The organism is Neisseria cinerea (assembly GCF_900475315.1).
GTDB classification, from domain to species: Bacteria; Pseudomonadota; Gammaproteobacteria; order Burkholderiales; family Neisseriaceae; genus Neisseria; species Neisseria cinerea.
The window spans coordinates 31,257-47,087 of the sequence record NZ_LS483369.1 but is presented as its reverse complement, the minus strand read 5'-3'; the positions used below and the strand labels follow the sequence as shown (position 1 = coordinate 47,087).

Below are 15,831 nucleotides of genomic sequence, written 5' to 3'. Positions count from 1 at the left end.
ATTTTTGTATCCGGATTATTTTTTGTTCAAAGCATCGCGAATCTCTCGCAACAGCAATATTTCCTCACTCGGTCCCGCAGGCTCGGACTTTTCCGATTCGGAAGCATGTTTCATCGAATTGATAACCTTAACCACAGCAAAAATCGCAGCGGCAATAATCAGGAAACTGATAATCGAATTGACAAACAGACCGATATTGAGGGTAACCGCACCGGCTGCCTGGGCGGCAGCAAGCGTCGGATAACCGGCTTCCGGAACACTTGCGCCGTCTTTAAGCGTGATAAACAGATTGGAGAAATCCACCCCGCCGATTAAGATACCGATAGGCGGCATGATGACATCATCCACCAATGATTTGACAATACCGCTGAACGCCGTACCAACCACCATACCGACGGCAAGGTCGATAACGTTTCCACGCATAATAAACTGTTTGAATTCTGAAGCGATAGACATCTTTAACTCCTAATATGTTTGCAAATAAATCTTAAATAAAACAATATGGATATTTATTAATTTTGAGGTATATAGATACTTCTTGATCAAAAAACCGATACCGTTTGAAACAGAGAATCCGTTTCAGACGGCATCCCTATATGATCAGTTTAATCTTCAACACTCAAGGCATTGATGCTGTAACCGCCGTCAACATAAGTAATTTCGCCGGTGATGCCGGACGACAGGTCAGACAGCAGGAAGGCGGCAGTATTTCCAACTTCTTCAATGGTAACGTTGCGGCGGAGAGGATTGTGGGAAGCGACATGTCCCAAAAGTTTGCTGAAATCGGCGATACCGGATGCAGCAAGCGTTTTAATCGGGCCGGCGGAGATACCGTTGCAGCGGATGCCTTCTTGGCCCAGACAGGCGGCGGTAAAGCGGATACCTGCCTCAAGACTGGCTTTTGCCATACCCATCACGTTGTAGTTCGGAATCGCGCGTACCGCGCCCAAGTAGCTCAGGGCGACGATGGCGGAGTTTCTGCCGCGCATCATCGGACGTGCGGCTTTTGCCAACGCGGGCAGGCTGTATGCCGAAATTTCGTGTGCGGTATTAAACGCTTCGCGGCTGATACTGTCAAGGAAGTCGCCGCTCAAGGCTTCTTTCGGTGCGAAGCCGATGGAGTGGACGAGGCCATCCAAACCGTCCCAATGTTTGCCCAAATCGGCGAAAACTTGGTTGATTTCGTCATCGCTGGCAACATCACAGCGGAATACGAGTTCGGAACCCAATTCGGCGGCCATTTTGCGGACGCGCTCTTCCAGTTTGTCCACAACGTAGGTAAATGCCAAATCCGCGCCTTGTTCGCGGCAGGCCTTGGCAATGCCGTAAGCGATGGAACGCTCGGAAATCATGCCGGTGATCAGGATTTTTTTACCTTGCAGAAAACCCATTTTTTGTCCTTTAAAGATAGTGTTTGGTTCGTCTTAAACTGCAGATTATAGCAAATTGCCCGTTTATCTGTATGCATACCCCTGTTTGCACGAAACGGCAATGCCGTCTGAATCCGGATGCAGGTTCAGACGGCATTGCCTGCAACAGAGCACATACCGTCCAGAATCAGATGCCGCGCAACAATTCGTTCACGCTGGTTTTGGCGCGAGTTTGCGCGTCCACGCGTTTGACGATAACCGCGCAGTAGAGGCTGTGGCTGCCGTCTTTGGAAGGCATGCTGCCGGATACGACAACCGAGCCAGCCGGTACGCGGCCTTGGTAGATTTCGCCGGTAGTGCGGTCGAAGATTTTGGTGGATTGACCGATGAACACACCCATAGAAATCACGCTGCCTTCTTCGACAATCACGCCTTCGACGATTTCGGAACGCGCGCCGATGAAGCAGTTGTCTTCAATGATGGTCGGGCTGGCTTGCAGGGGCTCGAGTACGCCGCCGATGCCGACGCCGCCGCTCAAATGCACGTTTTTACCGATTTGCGCGCAAGAGCCGACGGTCGCCCAAGTATCGACCATCGCGCCTTCGTCAACGTATGCGCCGATATTGACATAAGAAGGCATCAAAACGACATTTTTCGCCACAAAGCTGCCGCGGCGGGCAACGGCACCCGGAACTGCGCGGAAACCTGCGCTGCGGAATTCGTCTTCAGACCAGTCGGCAAACTTGGTCGGCACTTTGTCGAAGTATTTGTTCACGCCGTCATTGAGGACTTCGTTGTCTTGGATGCGGAAGGAAAGCAGGACGGCTTTTTTCGCCCATTCGTTGACTTTCCACTCGCCCACGCCCAAGCGCTCGGCAACGCGCAGTTTGCCGGAGTCGAGTTGGCGGATGGTTTCCAACACGGCTTCTTTGACTTCGGGGGTAACGGTGGTCGGAGTGATGTCCGCACGGTTTTCAAAGGCGGTTTCGATGATGTTTTGCAAAGACATGGTATTTCCTTGTTTGAAATGTTTCGGAACGTTTGCCGTTATTTTCAGGCAGTACGTTTATTGGGAATTAATGCGCTATTGTGCCATGCAAACGCATATTCGTCAGCAATACGCGGGCGATTGCCGAACATTAGCGTTCCGGAATCGGGCAGGCGGCGGGCATATGCCTTTTTCCGCTCCCGAATCAATACAGAACAACGGCAGCACCTTCATGCCGCGCCGTCGTTTTTCAGACGGCATTCCCGATAAAACGCCATCAACCCTTCGGTCGAGGAATCGTGTGCCGATGCACCGTGCTGCAATTCGCCACCTATGGTTTTTGCCAACTGTTTGCCATACTCAACCCCCCACTGATCAAAGGGGTTGATATTCCAGATTACGCCTTGTACAAAAGTTTTGTGCTCGTAAGCCGCCATCAGCATACCCAAATTATAAGGAGAAAGGCGGTCAATCAAAATGCTGTTGCTGGGGCGGTTGCCCGGAAATTCTTTGTGCGGCACGAGGCGTTCCCGCTCAGTTTCGGGCAAGCCTGCCAGTTCGGCACGGGCTTCATCCAAGGTTTTGCCCTTCATCAGGGCTTCAGCCTGTGCAAAGGCATTGGCAACAACAAACCGGCTGCGTTCGTCCTCCTTGCCCTGCACAGTCATGGGGACGATAAAATCACAAGGAATCAGCCGGGTGCCTTGGTGCAAAAGCTGGAAATAAGCATGCTGGCAATCAACCCCTTCCCCTCCGAACACGATGCCGCCCGTTTTGCACGCTACGGGGCTGCCGTCTGAAGTACGGCTTTTACCCAAACTCTCCATATCGAGCTGACTCAACCACGCCGGCAGCAGGCGCAGGTTGTGGCTGTACGGAACGGCCGTCTGACCGTCCGCATGTTGGAAATTGTTATACCACACAGCAATCAGCGCCATTAAAACGGGGATATTATGACGCGGCGGCGTACTGAAAAAATGCCTGTCCATCGCGTACGCCCCCGCCAACAATTCCCGAAAACACGCCCCGCCGACGGCGACCATCACAGGAAGCCCGACAGGCGACCAGACGGAATAGCGTCCGCCCACCCATTCATACATCGCAAATACGCGCTCCGGCGCGATACCGAAAGCCGCCGCTGCCTCCGTGTCGGCAGATACCGCGCAAAAATGACATCCCGTTTCCGATTCCGAAAATCCCGCATCTCGGTACCACGCCTTTACCGCCTGTGCATTGAGTAGGGTTTCCGGTGTTTTAAAGGACTTGCTGGCAACGCAAAACACCGTTGTTTCAGGGTTCAGACGGCATAAGGCCTCATCCAGGCAGGCAGGGTCGGCATTAGAAACAAAATGGACGGAAATCTGCCGTCCGAACGGCTCGAGCGCCTGAACGCACATTGCCGGCCCGAGATCGGAGCCGCCTATGCCGATGTGGACAAAATCCGTAATCCGCCTGCCCGTCGCCCCCTTGTACGAACCGTCGTCCAAACCACGTGCAAAATCCAAAGCACGGTCAAGTTCGCGGCGGATTTCGGGCAACACGTCCCTACCGTCCACATAAACGGCATCCGCACCGTCGGGCAGGCGCAAAGCCGTATGCAGCGCGGCACGCCCTTCGCTGCCGTTAACCTTCGCGCCCGTCCGCAAATCATGCATTCTCCGTCCAAGCCCTGCCGCATCTGCAAGGTTACAGAGCAGTTGAAGCGTATCTTCCCCAAGCCGGTTCTTGCTGTAATCGAACAACATGCCGTTCAAACGTTCGTGCATACGGTCAAAGCGGTCCGGTTCGCAGGCAAAACGGTCGCGCAAAAGAATATGTCTCGTATCCTGATGATGTTGTTCAAGCACCCGCCACGCCCGGGTAAAAGCATCCATGATTTTCCTTGATTCTAGATTCGGATTAAAAATATAACAGAATGCAGTGTAACAAACGAAAGCTGCTTTGGCGAATCTCCGAAACACCACCCTCCGCGTTCAATAGCACCTTATTTCCATATAGCGAAATACCCTCCGGTCGGAATTTAACCCACAACAATATCCTACAAGATTTATTGCGTACGCATAGATGCCAGACAACCGTTTAATAAGGTATAATCACGCTCGGGTAAGCTCCATTTGCCGACCGCATATGGGCATACTTATGGTTACATATAATCGGTAAAATACCGATATTATTGTTTTAACGGTATTTCTTATATTTATTTTATTCCAATTATTTTACGGGGCTGGGATATGGCTAAAAACGGGGGACTTTCTTTATTTTCAAAGAAAGAAAAACGCTTTATCTTTGAAGGCAGGCATTCTGCCTCCGACAAAATAGTCAACGGCGAAGTATCTGCGTTTACCGAAGAAGAGGCACGCAAGAAACTGACAAAACGCGGCATCCGCCCGTTACAGATTAGCCGTATAAAAACAACTTCAAAACGCAAAATTACGCAAGAAGACATTACCGTCTTCACTCGCCAGTTGGCAACTATGATGAAAGCGGGCCTGCCGCTGATGCAGGCATTTGAGATTGTGGCGCGCGGTCATGCCAACCCGTCCATGACGGAAATGTTGATGGAAATCCGTAGTGAAGTAGAACAGGGCACCACTCTGAGTCGCGCATTCTCACGCTATCCCAAATACTTCGACCGCTTCTACTGCAATCTGGTTTCTGCAGGTGAGATGGGCGGCGTATTGGAAAGCCTGCTGGATAAACTGGCAGTCTATAAAGAAAAAACACAATCCATCCGTAAAAAAGTAAAAACTGCGCTGACTTATCCGATATCGGTAATTGCCGTCGCCATCGGCTTGGTATTTGTCATGATGATCTTCGTACTGCCAGCGTTTAAAGAAGTTTATTCCAATATGGGTGCCGAATTACCCGCGCTGACCCAGGCCGTCATGGATATTTCCGAGTTTTTTGTCGCATACGGCTGGATAATTCTGATTGCGCTTGGCTGCTCAATATACGGCTTCCTCAAACTTAAAGAGCGTTCACCCAAAATACAACGCCGTATGGACGCATTGCTGATTCGTATGCCGATTTTCGGAGAAATCGTACGCAAAGCAACCATTGCACGGTGGGGTAGGACGACGGCAACATTGTTTGCAGCGGGCGTACCGCTTGTTGACGTATTGGATTCTACGGCTGGTGCGGCAGGCAACATAATTTATGAGGAAGCCACCCATGAAATCCGCACACGCGTAATTCAAGGCCTGTCGATGACCTCAGGAATGCGTGCGACGGAACTTTTCCCCAATATGATGGTACAGATGGCATCCATTGGTGAGGAATCGGGCTCTTTAGACGACATGCTCAATAAAGCCTCCGAGTTTTATGAAGACGAGGTAGACAATGCTGTCGGCCGCCTATCCGCCATGATGGAACCGATTATTATCGTGGTTTTAGGTCTGATTATTGGTACGCTCCTAGTAGCAATGTATCTGCCATTGTTCAACTTGGGTAGTGTGATCGGCTGATTTGCCGCACAAACCCGGCGCGGACTCATTCTGCGCCGGTTTGTTTTTGTATTGAATACACTGAGAACAAAATATGTCTGATTTGTCTATATTGTCGGCATTTGTCGTACCGTTGGCAGCGGTGTTCGGGCTGCTGGTTGGAAGTTTCTTAAACGTCGTCATTTACCGCATACCGGTCATGATGGAGCGCGGTTGGACGGTATTTGCCAAAGAACATTTAAACCTGCCGCTGACCGATGAGGAAAGCCATACCTTCAACCTGATGAAACCGGATTCCTGTTGCCCGAAATGTCGCGCACCGGTACGCGCATGGCAGAATATTCCGATTGTCAGCTACCTATTCCTGCGCGGAAAATGTGCCTCCTGCCGAACCAAAATCAGCATACGCTATCCCTTAATCGAACTGCTGACCGGCATATTGTTCGGCCTGGTCGCATGGCAATACGGCTGGTCTTGGATTACACTGGGCGGTTTGATACTGACCGCATTTTTGATTTCCCTTACCCTCATCGATGCAGATACCCAATATCTGCCCGATTCAATGACCCTACCCTTAATTTGGCTGGGGCTGCTGTTCAACTTTAACGGGGATTTCGTGTCTTTACAATCGGCGGTTTCAGGCGCGGTTGCCGGCTACGGTTCATTATGGCTCTTATGTGCAGTGTATAAACTGCTTACAGGAAAAATCGGCATGGGTAACGGCGACTTCAAACTGCTTGCCGCATTAGGGGCGTGGCTCGGCATATCCGTACTACCCGTTCTGGTATTCCTTGCCGCACTGGTCGGCTTGGCAATGGCAGTCATCATGCGCATCTCCAAAGGGCAATATTTTGCCTTCGGTCCCGCACTGGCAATCTCAGGCTGGATTATCTTCGCAGCAAACGATTCCGTACTTCGTGCGGTTAATTGGTGGCTTACCCATTCGGGACTGTGATATGGCTATATGGGTCGGACTGACCGGAGGAATCGGCAGCGGCAAATCGGCGGCGGCACAATATTTTGCAGATTTAGGCGTACCGCGTATCGATGCGGATGCGGTAGCACATGCACTGACAGATTCAGACGGCATTGCCCTTCTAAAAATCAGACAATTATTCGGCGACCGCTTCTTCGATAATCAAGGTGTGTTGAAACGCGACATGTTGCGTAAAGAAGTATTTGCCTCAAACACCCAAAAAACCCTGCTTGAGTCTGTGATGTTACCGCTGATTTTCTCAGAAATCAAAAAACAGCAAGAAACATTTAACGACGCACCCTACGGCATTGTCGAAATCCCACTGCTGACAGAAAAACGTCAATTCATGAAATTAATACAGCGCGTGCTGACAATAAGCACCCCTTTGGAAGAGCGTATCGTCAGAGTCATGAAACGCAGCGGCCTGTCCCGTAAGGCAGTATCGGACATTATCCGCCATCAAGCCGAAGACCGGGACCGCCTGCTCCTTACGGATGATGCACTGCTTAATGATGGCAACATTAAACACCTGCATGATAAAATAAGGCGGTTGCACACATTTTACTCAAGCATCTTCACCATGCAACAGATACAGGAAAAACACCATGGCTGAACCGGAACAAACATGCCTGTCAGTTAAATGCCCAACATGCGGAACATCAGTAATATGGAAACCGGAAAACACATTCCGCCCCTTCTGTTCGCAACGCTGCAAACTGACAGACTTAGGCGGATGGGCAGATGAGGAATATACGGTTACAGCCCAAGAAGAAGGTTTATTGGAAATATCCGAATTTGAGTGTATATACCGCTGATTTAAAAAAATCCGCCTGACCGCCCCCTCTACTGCTCAAAATAAATGCCGTCTGAAACAAACATGTTTCAGACGGCATTTTCATTCTTAAACCTAATCGTTGGTATTTGCCGTTACCTCTTCCAACGAAGTAATACCCTGCATAACTTTCAACAAACCGGAACGGCGCAAATCGACCATACCTTCCTTATAAGCAACGTCCATAATATCCACTTCTGTACCATGGTTCATAATGACACGCTGCATTTCCTCGCTGATAGGCATAACCTCATAGACACCGGCACGCCCCTTATAACCCTTGCCCCGACAGCGGTCGCAACCAACCGCACGGTAGAGCTTCCAATCCTTTGCAAGGTCTTCATCTGTAAAACCCGCCTCCTTCAACGCAGAAACAGGCGGACGTACCACTTCCTGTTTACAACTCGGGCACAGTCTCCTCAACAGGCGCTGCGCCATAATCAGGCTGACCGAACTGGCAATATTAAACGGCGCAACACCCATATTCAGCATACGTGACAATGTTGCCGGCGCATTATTAGTATGCAGGGTAGAAAACACCATATGCCCTGTTTGTGCCGCCTTAATCGCAATATCGGCAGTTTCCAAATCACGAATCTCACCAACCATGATAATGTCCGGATCCTGACGCAAAAAAGACTTCAAGGCTGCGGCAAAAGTTAACCCCTGCTTTTCATTAACATTAACCTGATTAATACCCGGCAGGTTAATCTCGGCAGGGTCTTCCGCCGTTGCAATGTTTACCGACTCCGTATTCAAAATATTCAAACAGGTATAGAGCGACACAGTCTTTCCCGAACCTGTCGGACCGGTTACCAACACCATGCCGTAAGGACGGTGGATAGCATCCAACAGCAATTTCTTCTGAAACGGCTCGAAACCAAGCTGATCGATATTCAAAGAAGCAGCATCAGAATTCAAAATCCGCATCACAACCTTTTCGCCAAACAGCGTCGGCAACGTACTGACACGGAAATCGACAGGCTTGCCACCCTTTTGGAAGGTCAATTGCATCCTACCGTCCTGAGGTATGCGTTTTTCGGAAATATCCAAGCGCGACATCACCTTAATCCGAGAAGCAAGCTGCCCCCTCACCGCAACCGGGGGTTGGACTACCTCGCGAAGCTGCCCGTCCACACGGAACCGGATACGCGCATTATGTTCGTAAAACTCAAAATGAATATCCGATGCCCCACTGCGTAAAGCATCCGACAAAGTTTTATGGATAAACCTTGGAACAGGACCGTCTTCCGCCTCTTCATTATCAATATACAGAGTATGGCTTTCCTGCTCCTCCTGTTCCGCACTGATTTCCTGAAGCAACGCAGTCGAGCGCGAACCCACCCATTCCAACAGCCCGGCCAGCCGATCGTCTTCGACAATCACCAACTCAACCGAAATCCCTGACGCAAAAACGGTCTTCTGAATCTGAGGCATCTGCGTCGGATCAGAAACCGCAAAAAATACCTTGTTATCCCGTCGGAAAATCGGCACACAACGGAACTCTACCATCTGTTCCTCGGTCAGCACGCCCATCAGTACCCTATGGCGCGGATAGTAACTCAAATCAAGAACCGAATAACTGAACACCCTGGCAATCAATGCAGCAAGCGACTTTGGGGAAATAATGCCGTCTGAAAACAACATCGGCAAAACTTCCTTCCCTGCCTGCGACTCCTTATAGTAATGCTCTGCCTGTTCGACAGTGACCACTTGGTTTTGTACCAAAGTCCTTAAAAGACCAACACTCATACGACCTACCCCTAATTTTATTTATTGTTATACCGATACAACTTTTATCATCAAACAACTGTACAGAACAGTAATAAAAACCACCCAAAAACCGGCACACCCTTTAGAACCCAAAAGACAATTTATAATTCTATCGCCCTAACGGTCGGTTTCTCAAGCAAAAAACGTTTCCAACCAACAAAAAAGCCTTCCAATACTGAAAGGCTTCCTATCATACATTTCTAAATACGGAAAATTTATCAATATAAATCATTAAACCTCGCCAACAGGAATCGAACCTGTATTTTACGCTTAGGAGGCATACGTTCTATCCATTGAACTATGGCGAGCCAAAATGAAAAGGGAGATTTTAAACCTTTCCGACAACAAAAGACAAGATGCCTGCTGCAATCAGCGGGCCAACAGGAATACCGCCCATAAACGCAACCCCGATAACCGTGCCGATTAACAGACCTGCCACCAACACCGGCTGTTGCCCCATTAAAAATACGCCACGTCCGGCCAGCCAAGCCACAAAAATACCGATAAGGACACTGGCTATTATTTTAAAATTTAAAAACTCGGCAACCGGCGGCACCTGCACCCTACCGGAAACCAGCGGACTCAACACCCCGACAGTCAAAAAAATGATACCGATATTCAACCCGTGTTTCTCAACCAAAGGGACAAATTGCACCAATGCTGTCTGCTGCATCAGCAGCAATACGGTTGCCGAAATCGTAATCGAATTGTTTTGGCTGATTACTCCCAGAAAAATCAGCGTAACTAAAAATAGGGAAACAAAACTAACATTCATCGGGTCAAGACACCCTGACTAAAGATTCCTGCGCCAACCGAATCATCGCTTCTTTCGCCTCACTGTCAGGTAAGGCATCTAAAGCGGTAATTGCACAATCGACTGCTTTACGCGCCGCCCCTATCGAATATGCCAACGCATCCGAACGGACGACATACTCATGGATTTTTGCAAAATAACTGCGATCGGCATTTTCCAAAGCCAAGCGCACATCGTTTGCAACCTGTTCAGACCCTTGCCTCATCAAATAAATCAAAGGCAAGGTCGGCTTTCCTTCCGCCAAGTCGTCACCGACGTTTTTGCCGATTTCTTCGGTTTCGCCTGAATAGTCCAGTACATCATCAATGATTTGGAAAGCAGTACCGACATACATGCCGTAATCTTTCAACGCCTGTTCGCATTCAGGAGGGGCATTTCCCAAAATCGAGCCGACCTGTGCGGCTGCTTCGAACAATTTTGCCGTCTTATATTGGATTACTTGAATATATTCTTCCTCGGTAATATCCGTATTGCCGATGTTCATCAGCTGCATGACTTCGCCTTCGGCAATAATATTGGTTGCGTCCGCCATTACTTCCAAAATACGCATACTGCCGGAACCGACCATCAATTGAAAAGCACGCGTATAAAGAAAATCACCGACCAAAACCGCAGCGGCATTACCAAACAGGTTGTTTGCCGTCTTTCTTCCGCGACGCAAATCGCTTTCATCGACTACATCATCGTGCAGCAGCGTTGAAGTATGGATAAACTCAACCATTGCCGCCAGCGAATACAGTTTCTCATTGTCGTATCCCACTGACCGTCCTGCCAGAATCGTCATAATCGGACGCAACCGCTTGCCACCTGCGCTGATAATATATGTACCGATTTGCGAAATCAGCGCAACATCAGACTGTACCGCCCGATTGATAACTTCATTGACTTTGGCAAGGTCTTCAGACAGGTGTTTCTGGAAATAAGGCAGATTTTCGAGCATGGCAGACTCTCAGGTTTACGCTTCCATCAAACGGCAAATACCGCTTAAAGCTAATTTGAAATAACGTAAGATTATATCAGTAAAGCCATTACGGCACATCTTTCAGACGGCATTAAGATTACCTGGAACACAAAATTTTGACGAAACAAATAAATAGCAATATAATTTCGAGTTCCGCATAATGGTGTGCGGAATGTTAACCTAATTCTCATGGAGTTGAGTATGTACGCGGTCGTAAAAACCGGCGGTAAACAATACAAAGTTTCCGTTGGCGAAAAATTGAAAGTAGAACAGATACCAGCCGAACTCGACAGCCAAATCGAACTGACTGAAGTTTTGATGATTGCTGACGGCGAATCTGTAAAAGTAGGCGCACCTTTTATCGAAGGCGCGAAAGTAACAGCTAAAGTCGTTGCACATGGTCGTGGCGAGAAAGTACGCATTTTCAAAATGCGTCGTCGCAAACACTACCAAAAACGCCAAGGCCATCGCCAAAATTTCACCCAAATCGAAATCGTGGCAATCGCCTAATTTCAAGTAAGTTCAGGAGTATTACAAATGGCAAGTAAAAAAGCAGGCGGTAGCACCCGCAACGGTCGCGATTCAGAAGCCAAACGCTTGGGCGTCAAAGCCTACGGCAACGAGCTGATTCCGGCAGGCTCTATCATCGTTCGTCAACGTGGTACTAAATTCCACGCAGGTGACAACGTAGGCATGGGCAAAGACCACACTTTGTTTGCTAAAGTCGACGGTTACGTTGAATTCAAAACCAAAGGCGCACTGAACCGTAAAACCGTAAGCATCCGCCCTTACACTGGTTCTGAAGAATAATTTAACCGAACACAAAGCCGCATCTTTTCACGATGCGGCTTTTTTTGCGTTTATCCTCCATTACCCTCCCTATTTGACGCACATTAAACCAAAAGTAAAAAACCGCATACATCATACTTCGCATATTTCATCAACAACGGGTTTTGATATAATCACCTATCTATTACAGATGGGTCAGACGACATTCAAATTTCTCAAATGCCGCCTGAAATTATCGGCATACGTCTCATACAAAGGATATTCCATGAGTTTACACAGCGACATCCTCGTCGTCGGCGCAGGTCCGGCGGGTTTAAGTTTTGCAGCAGAACTTGCCGGCAGCGGCCTGAAAGTCACCTTGATCGAGCGCAGCCCCCTTTCCGTCTTACAAAATCCTCCCTATGACGGACGTGAAATCGCCCTGACCCATTTCTCCAGGGAAATCATGCAGCGTCTGGGTATGTGGGACAAAATTCCCGAAAATGAAATTTACCCCCTTCGTGATGCAAAAGTCTTAAACGGCCGCTCCGATTACCAACTCCACTTCCCTCAACCAACCGAAGCACGCGGCGAGCCTGCTGACTGCCTGGGTTATTTGATTTCCAACCACAATATCCGACGCGCCGCCTACGAAGTCGTATCCCAACTCGACAACATTACCATTCTGACCGATACGGCCGTTAAAGAAGTCAAAACATCTGATAATGAAGCGCAAGTCTTTTTGGAAAACGGAGACATTCTGACCGCGCGTCTCCTTTTGGCAGCAGACAGCCGTTTCTCACAAACCCGCCGACAACTCGGCATTTCTTCAGATATGCACGACTACAGCCGAACCATGTTCGTCTGCCGCATGAAACATACTCTTTCCAACCAGCATACCGCTTACGAATGCTTCCATTACGGACGCACCATCGCACTGCTGCCACTGGAAGAGCACCTGACCAATACCGTCATTACCGTCGATACCGATAAAATCAACAGCGTTCAAAACCTTTCGCCTGAAGAATTGGCCGCAAGCGTAAAAGAACAACTCAAGGGTAGGCTTGGCGACATGGAACTGGTCAGCAGCATCCACCATTACCCCCTTGTCGGCATGATTGCCAAACGTTTCTACGGCAAACGCAGTGCGCTGATCGGCGATGCGGCTGTGGGTATGCACCCTGTAACAGCACACGGTTTTAATCTCGGACTTTCCAGTGCGGACATCTTGGCCAAACTGATTATCGAAGCCGAGCAGCGCGGTCAAGACATCGGTGCATCTTCATTATTGGAAAAATACAGTAACAAACATATGCTGCATGCCCAGCCGCTTTATCACGGAACCAATATGATGCTGAAACTCTTTACCAATGAGACCGCACCAGCAAAACTGTTGCGCGGCTTGGTATTGCGTGCCAGCAACAATTTCCCGCCACTGAAGAAACTGATCACTAAACAACTGACCGGTTAAAAATCATATAAAAAATGCCGTCTGAACATATTTCAGACGGCATTTTATTTGACTGCCTGCTATATTGCCGTTCAAGTTCGACAGACAAATCCATTACCCTGTATAAGTTGACTGATTACACAATATCATCTGACACCGACTGAAAATAAGAAATTTACAATACTTAAAAACAAAGCCTCCGAACAATCGGAGGCTTTGTTTGCCAAACGGAAATTATTTCAGTTTAGTTTCTTTATACACTACGTGTTTGCGGGCAACTGGATCAAATTTTTTGATTTCCAATTTGCCGGGCATAGTGCGTTTGTTTTTGGTAGTGGTATAGAAATGACCAGTACCTGCACTGGATTCCAGTTTGATTTTATCGCGCATTGCAGTAATCCTTAACTAAGGGTTTAAATTAAGCTTCACCGCGAGCACGCAAATCAGCCAATACGACATCAATGCCTACTTTGTCGATGGTACGCAGAGCGGCGTTAGAAACGCGCAGGCGAACCCAGCGGTTTTCACTTTCTACCCAAAAACGACGTGATTGCAAGTTAGGCAAAAAACGACGTTTGGTTTTGTTGTTGGCGTGTGATACGTTGTTGCCAGACATCGGGCGCTTACCGGTCACTTTGCAAACTCGTGCCATGGTCAGTCTCCAAACTTCTAAAATAGTAAAACGTAATTTATACCACGAAAAACAGTGTTAGTTCAAGTGTTTTAGAGAAAAACGGCTGTTTTACGCGAATTATCCTGCCGATTGTTGCATTCGGGAAACGTTTGCCGATACGAAACAGACGGAATGCGATTATAGCGGATTTCGCAGATGCCTGCATTCTAAATACTGTCCGAACATGTTTCCACATGTGTTTTCAGACGGCATTTTAGTCGAGGCAGGGAGTATTAATGCCCTCCCCCTCCATTATTGTGGAACGGCGGTTTTGCCAGCCATATGACGGGTATCATGATAATGAATAACAAGCTGCCCGCCATAAAGATTTCGTTCGAGCCGATAATGAAACCCTGCTGGGTAATGGTATTGTTGATAATACCTGCGGTTTGAATGTCGGAAACGCCGTGCTGGGACAAATGAGCGGCCGTTTCATGCAACGTCGCGGAATATGGCGTGATGTGTTCGGCAAAGCGTGTATGGTGCAACGCTTCACGCCGTTCCCACAGGGTACTGACGAATGATACGCCGACACCGCCCATAAGCACGCGCAAGAAATTCGACAAGCTGCTGGCAGCGGCAATCTGCCCTCCCTTCATGTGTGACAAGGTGATGGTCGTCAGCGGCAGAAAAAACATGGCGACACCGACACCTTGCCAAAACTGAGGCCAGATGACGTTGCCGATATCCATATCGGCATAAAAATCCGTACGCCAATAGAAAGTAAAGGCAAAGGTCAGGAAGCTGGCAGTTACGAGCAGGCGCATATCGGCCTTGTTGCCGAATCTGCCGATAATGGGTGACAGGAAAACAGGAAGGATGCCGACAGGTGCGGCAGCAAGCCCCGCCCACGTGGAGGTATAGCCCAGGTTGGTCTGCAACACTAACGGCAGCAGGGTCAGCGTCCCCATATACACCATAAAACCCAATGATGTGGCTATTACGCCGACGGTAAAATTCCGATCTTTAAACAGCGATAAATCGACAATCGGATATTTTTCTCCCAATTCCCAAACAATAAAATACGACAAGCACACCAGTGCGACTACGCCCAAGGTAATGATTTCTCCAGAGGCGAACCAGTCGAGTTCCTTACCCCTGTCTAGCATCATCTGTAACGCGCCGATACCGACTACCATCAATGTAAGCCCGACATAGTCGGTCGGCATTTTAACGGTTTCCGTTTCCCGATATTTCAAATGTTTCCATGTAATCCATGCCGATATGATACCGATAGGGATATTAATGAAGAAAATCCAACCCCAATGCCAGTTTCCGGAAATCCAACCGCCGAGTATCGGCCCGAGAACAGGGGCGACAACGACGGTCATTGCCCACAATGCCAGTGCCAGCGTCCGTTTTGCAGGCGGATAGGATGCCATTAACAGGCTTTGCGACAAGGGAATCAGCGGCCCGGCGATAAAGCCCTGCAAGATGCGGAAAATTACCAAAGCCTGAAGGTTGGGGGCAATACCGCACAGCCACGATGTGATGACGAAACCGACGGCGGCGGCGGTAAACAGTTTGACCTCGCCGATACGTTTTGCCAAAAATCCCGTTAACGGCACGGAAACGGCGTTTGCCACAGCAAAAGAAGTAATAACCCACGTCCCCTGAGTGGTTGCCGCACCGAGGTTGCCGGCGATAACGGGAACGGCGACATTGGCGATAGTCGTATCTAAAACTTCCATAAATACGGCAAGCCCCAAAGACAGCGTAATCCATACCAATGCCGCACCTTTAAGCGGTGGATAATCCATTGTGTCCTCCGTTTCAGACGGCA

General features: G+C 48.8%; 17 protein-coding genes and 1 tRNA gene. 7 read left to right on the top strand and 11 right to left on the bottom strand.

Going from position 1 to position 15,831, the window contains the following annotated elements:
* Positions 1-15: 15 nt before the first annotated feature.
* From mscL to pgi, 4 genes are all read right to left on the bottom strand, one after another.
* Positions 16-456: a large conductance mechanosensitive channel protein MscL gene (gene mscL / locus DQM57_RS00255; protein ID WP_107959664.1), complete on the bottom strand. Its 441-nt coding sequence runs from the start codon at positions 454-456 to the stop codon at positions 16-18.
* Positions 457-605: 149 nt separating this feature from the next.
* Positions 606-1,391 (bottom strand): enoyl-ACP reductase FabI, encoded by a 786-nt coding sequence (gene fabI, locus DQM57_RS00250; protein ID WP_108043474.1) that lies wholly within the window; start codon positions 1,389-1,391, stop codon positions 606-608.
* Positions 1,392-1,557: 166 nt separating this feature from the next.
* On the bottom strand, positions 1,558-2,379 hold the full coding sequence (gene dapD, locus DQM57_RS00245) for a 2,3,4,5-tetrahydropyridine-2,6-dicarboxylate N-succinyltransferase (protein ID WP_003676582.1): 822 nt from the start codon (positions 2,377-2,379) through the stop codon (positions 1,558-1,560).
* A gap of 209 nt (positions 2,380-2,588) precedes the next feature.
* A complete protein-coding gene (gene pgi / locus DQM57_RS00240) occupies positions 2,589-4,232 on the bottom strand; it encodes a glucose-6-phosphate isomerase (protein WP_111726193.1) in 1,644 nt (547 codons plus the stop codon).
* Between the two features lie 357 nt (positions 4,233-4,589).
* Between pgi and DQM57_RS00235 the strand changes: the two genes are divergently transcribed.
* From DQM57_RS00235 to DQM57_RS00220, 4 genes are all read left to right on the top strand, one after another.
* Positions 4,590-5,822 (top strand): type II secretion system F family protein, encoded by a 1,233-nt coding sequence (locus DQM57_RS00235; RefSeq protein WP_107996268.1) that lies wholly within the window; start codon positions 4,590-4,592, stop codon positions 5,820-5,822.
* 73 nt (positions 5,823-5,895) lie between these two features.
* Positions 5,896-6,756 carry a prepilin peptidase gene (locus DQM57_RS00230; RefSeq protein WP_111726191.1) on the top strand — a complete coding sequence of 287 codons (861 nt, stop codon included), beginning with the start codon at positions 5,896-5,898 and terminating at the stop codon, positions 6,754-6,756.
* 1 nt (position 6,757) lies between these two features.
* The gene (coaE, locus tag DQM57_RS00225) at positions 6,758-7,390 is read left to right on the top strand and encodes a dephospho-CoA kinase (RefSeq protein ID WP_111726190.1); all 633 of its coding nucleotides are present in this window, start codon (positions 6,758-6,760) and stop codon (positions 7,388-7,390) included.
* On the top strand, positions 7,383-7,592 hold the full coding sequence (locus DQM57_RS00220; protein WP_039854241.1) for a DNA gyrase inhibitor YacG: 210 nt from the start codon (positions 7,383-7,385) through the stop codon (positions 7,590-7,592). The genes coaE and DQM57_RS00220 overlap by 8 nt, the downstream gene beginning before the upstream one ends.
* Positions 7,593-7,684: 92 nt before the next feature.
* Here the strand turns inward: DQM57_RS00220 and pilB are convergent, their stop codons facing one another.
* The 4 genes from pilB to DQM57_RS00200 all read right to left on the bottom strand — a co-directional run bounded on the left by pilB (position 7,685) and on the right by DQM57_RS00200 (position 11,136).
* A complete protein-coding gene (gene pilB / locus DQM57_RS00215; protein ID WP_108043478.1) occupies positions 7,685-9,361 on the bottom strand; it encodes a type IV-A pilus assembly ATPase PilB in 1,677 nt (558 codons plus the stop codon).
* A 257-nt stretch (positions 9,362-9,618) separates the two neighbouring features.
* Positions 9,619-9,690: transfer RNA gene (locus DQM57_RS00210), tRNA-Arg, on the bottom strand.
* Between the two features lie 20 nt (positions 9,691-9,710).
* A complete protein-coding gene (locus DQM57_RS00205) occupies positions 9,711-10,157 on the bottom strand; it encodes a DUF441 domain-containing protein (RefSeq protein WP_003676595.1) in 447 nt (148 codons plus the stop codon).
* A gap of 4 nt (positions 10,158-10,161) precedes the next feature.
* On the bottom strand, positions 10,162-11,136 hold the full coding sequence (locus DQM57_RS00200) for a polyprenyl synthetase family protein (RefSeq protein WP_108043479.1): 975 nt from the start codon (positions 11,134-11,136) through the stop codon (positions 10,162-10,164).
* A gap of 222 nt (positions 11,137-11,358) precedes the next feature.
* On the opposite strand from DQM57_RS00200, the gene rplU reads away from it, so the two are divergent.
* From rplU to ubiM, 3 genes are all read left to right on the top strand, one after another.
* A complete protein-coding gene (rplU, locus tag DQM57_RS00195; protein ID WP_002216394.1) occupies positions 11,359-11,667 on the top strand; it encodes a 50S ribosomal protein L21 in 309 nt (102 codons plus the stop codon).
* Positions 11,668-11,694: 27 nt separating this feature from the next.
* Positions 11,695-11,967: a 50S ribosomal protein L27 gene (rpmA, locus tag DQM57_RS00190; protein ID WP_002212328.1), complete on the top strand. Its 273-nt coding sequence runs from the start codon at positions 11,695-11,697 to the stop codon at positions 11,965-11,967.
* A 244-nt stretch (positions 11,968-12,211) separates the two neighbouring features.
* Positions 12,212-13,396, top strand: coding sequence for a 5-demethoxyubiquinol-8 5-hydroxylase UbiM (gene ubiM, locus DQM57_RS00185; protein ID WP_039854249.1), 1,185 nt, complete (start codon positions 12,212-12,214; stop codon positions 13,394-13,396).
* Between the two features lie 213 nt (positions 13,397-13,609).
* Here ubiM and rpmG read toward each other — a convergent pair whose 3' ends face one another.
* The 3 genes from rpmG to farB all read right to left on the bottom strand — a co-directional run bounded on the left by rpmG (position 13,610) and on the right by farB (position 15,808).
* Positions 13,610-13,765, bottom strand: a complete 156-nt coding sequence (rpmG, locus tag DQM57_RS00180; protein ID WP_002212306.1) for a 50S ribosomal protein L33 — start codon at positions 13,763-13,765, stop codon at positions 13,610-13,612.
* A gap of 28 nt (positions 13,766-13,793) precedes the next feature.
* Positions 13,794-14,027: a 50S ribosomal protein L28 gene (rpmB, locus tag DQM57_RS00175; protein ID WP_002216391.1), complete on the bottom strand. Its 234-nt coding sequence runs from the start codon at positions 14,025-14,027 to the stop codon at positions 13,794-13,796.
* Positions 14,028-14,281: 254 nt separating this feature from the next.
* The gene (farB, locus tag DQM57_RS00165; RefSeq protein WP_107996273.1) at positions 14,282-15,808 is read right to left on the bottom strand and encodes a fatty acid resistance MFS efflux transporter permease subunit FarB; all 1,527 of its coding nucleotides are present in this window, start codon (positions 15,806-15,808) and stop codon (positions 14,282-14,284) included.
* Positions 15,809-15,831 lie beyond the last annotated feature (23 nt).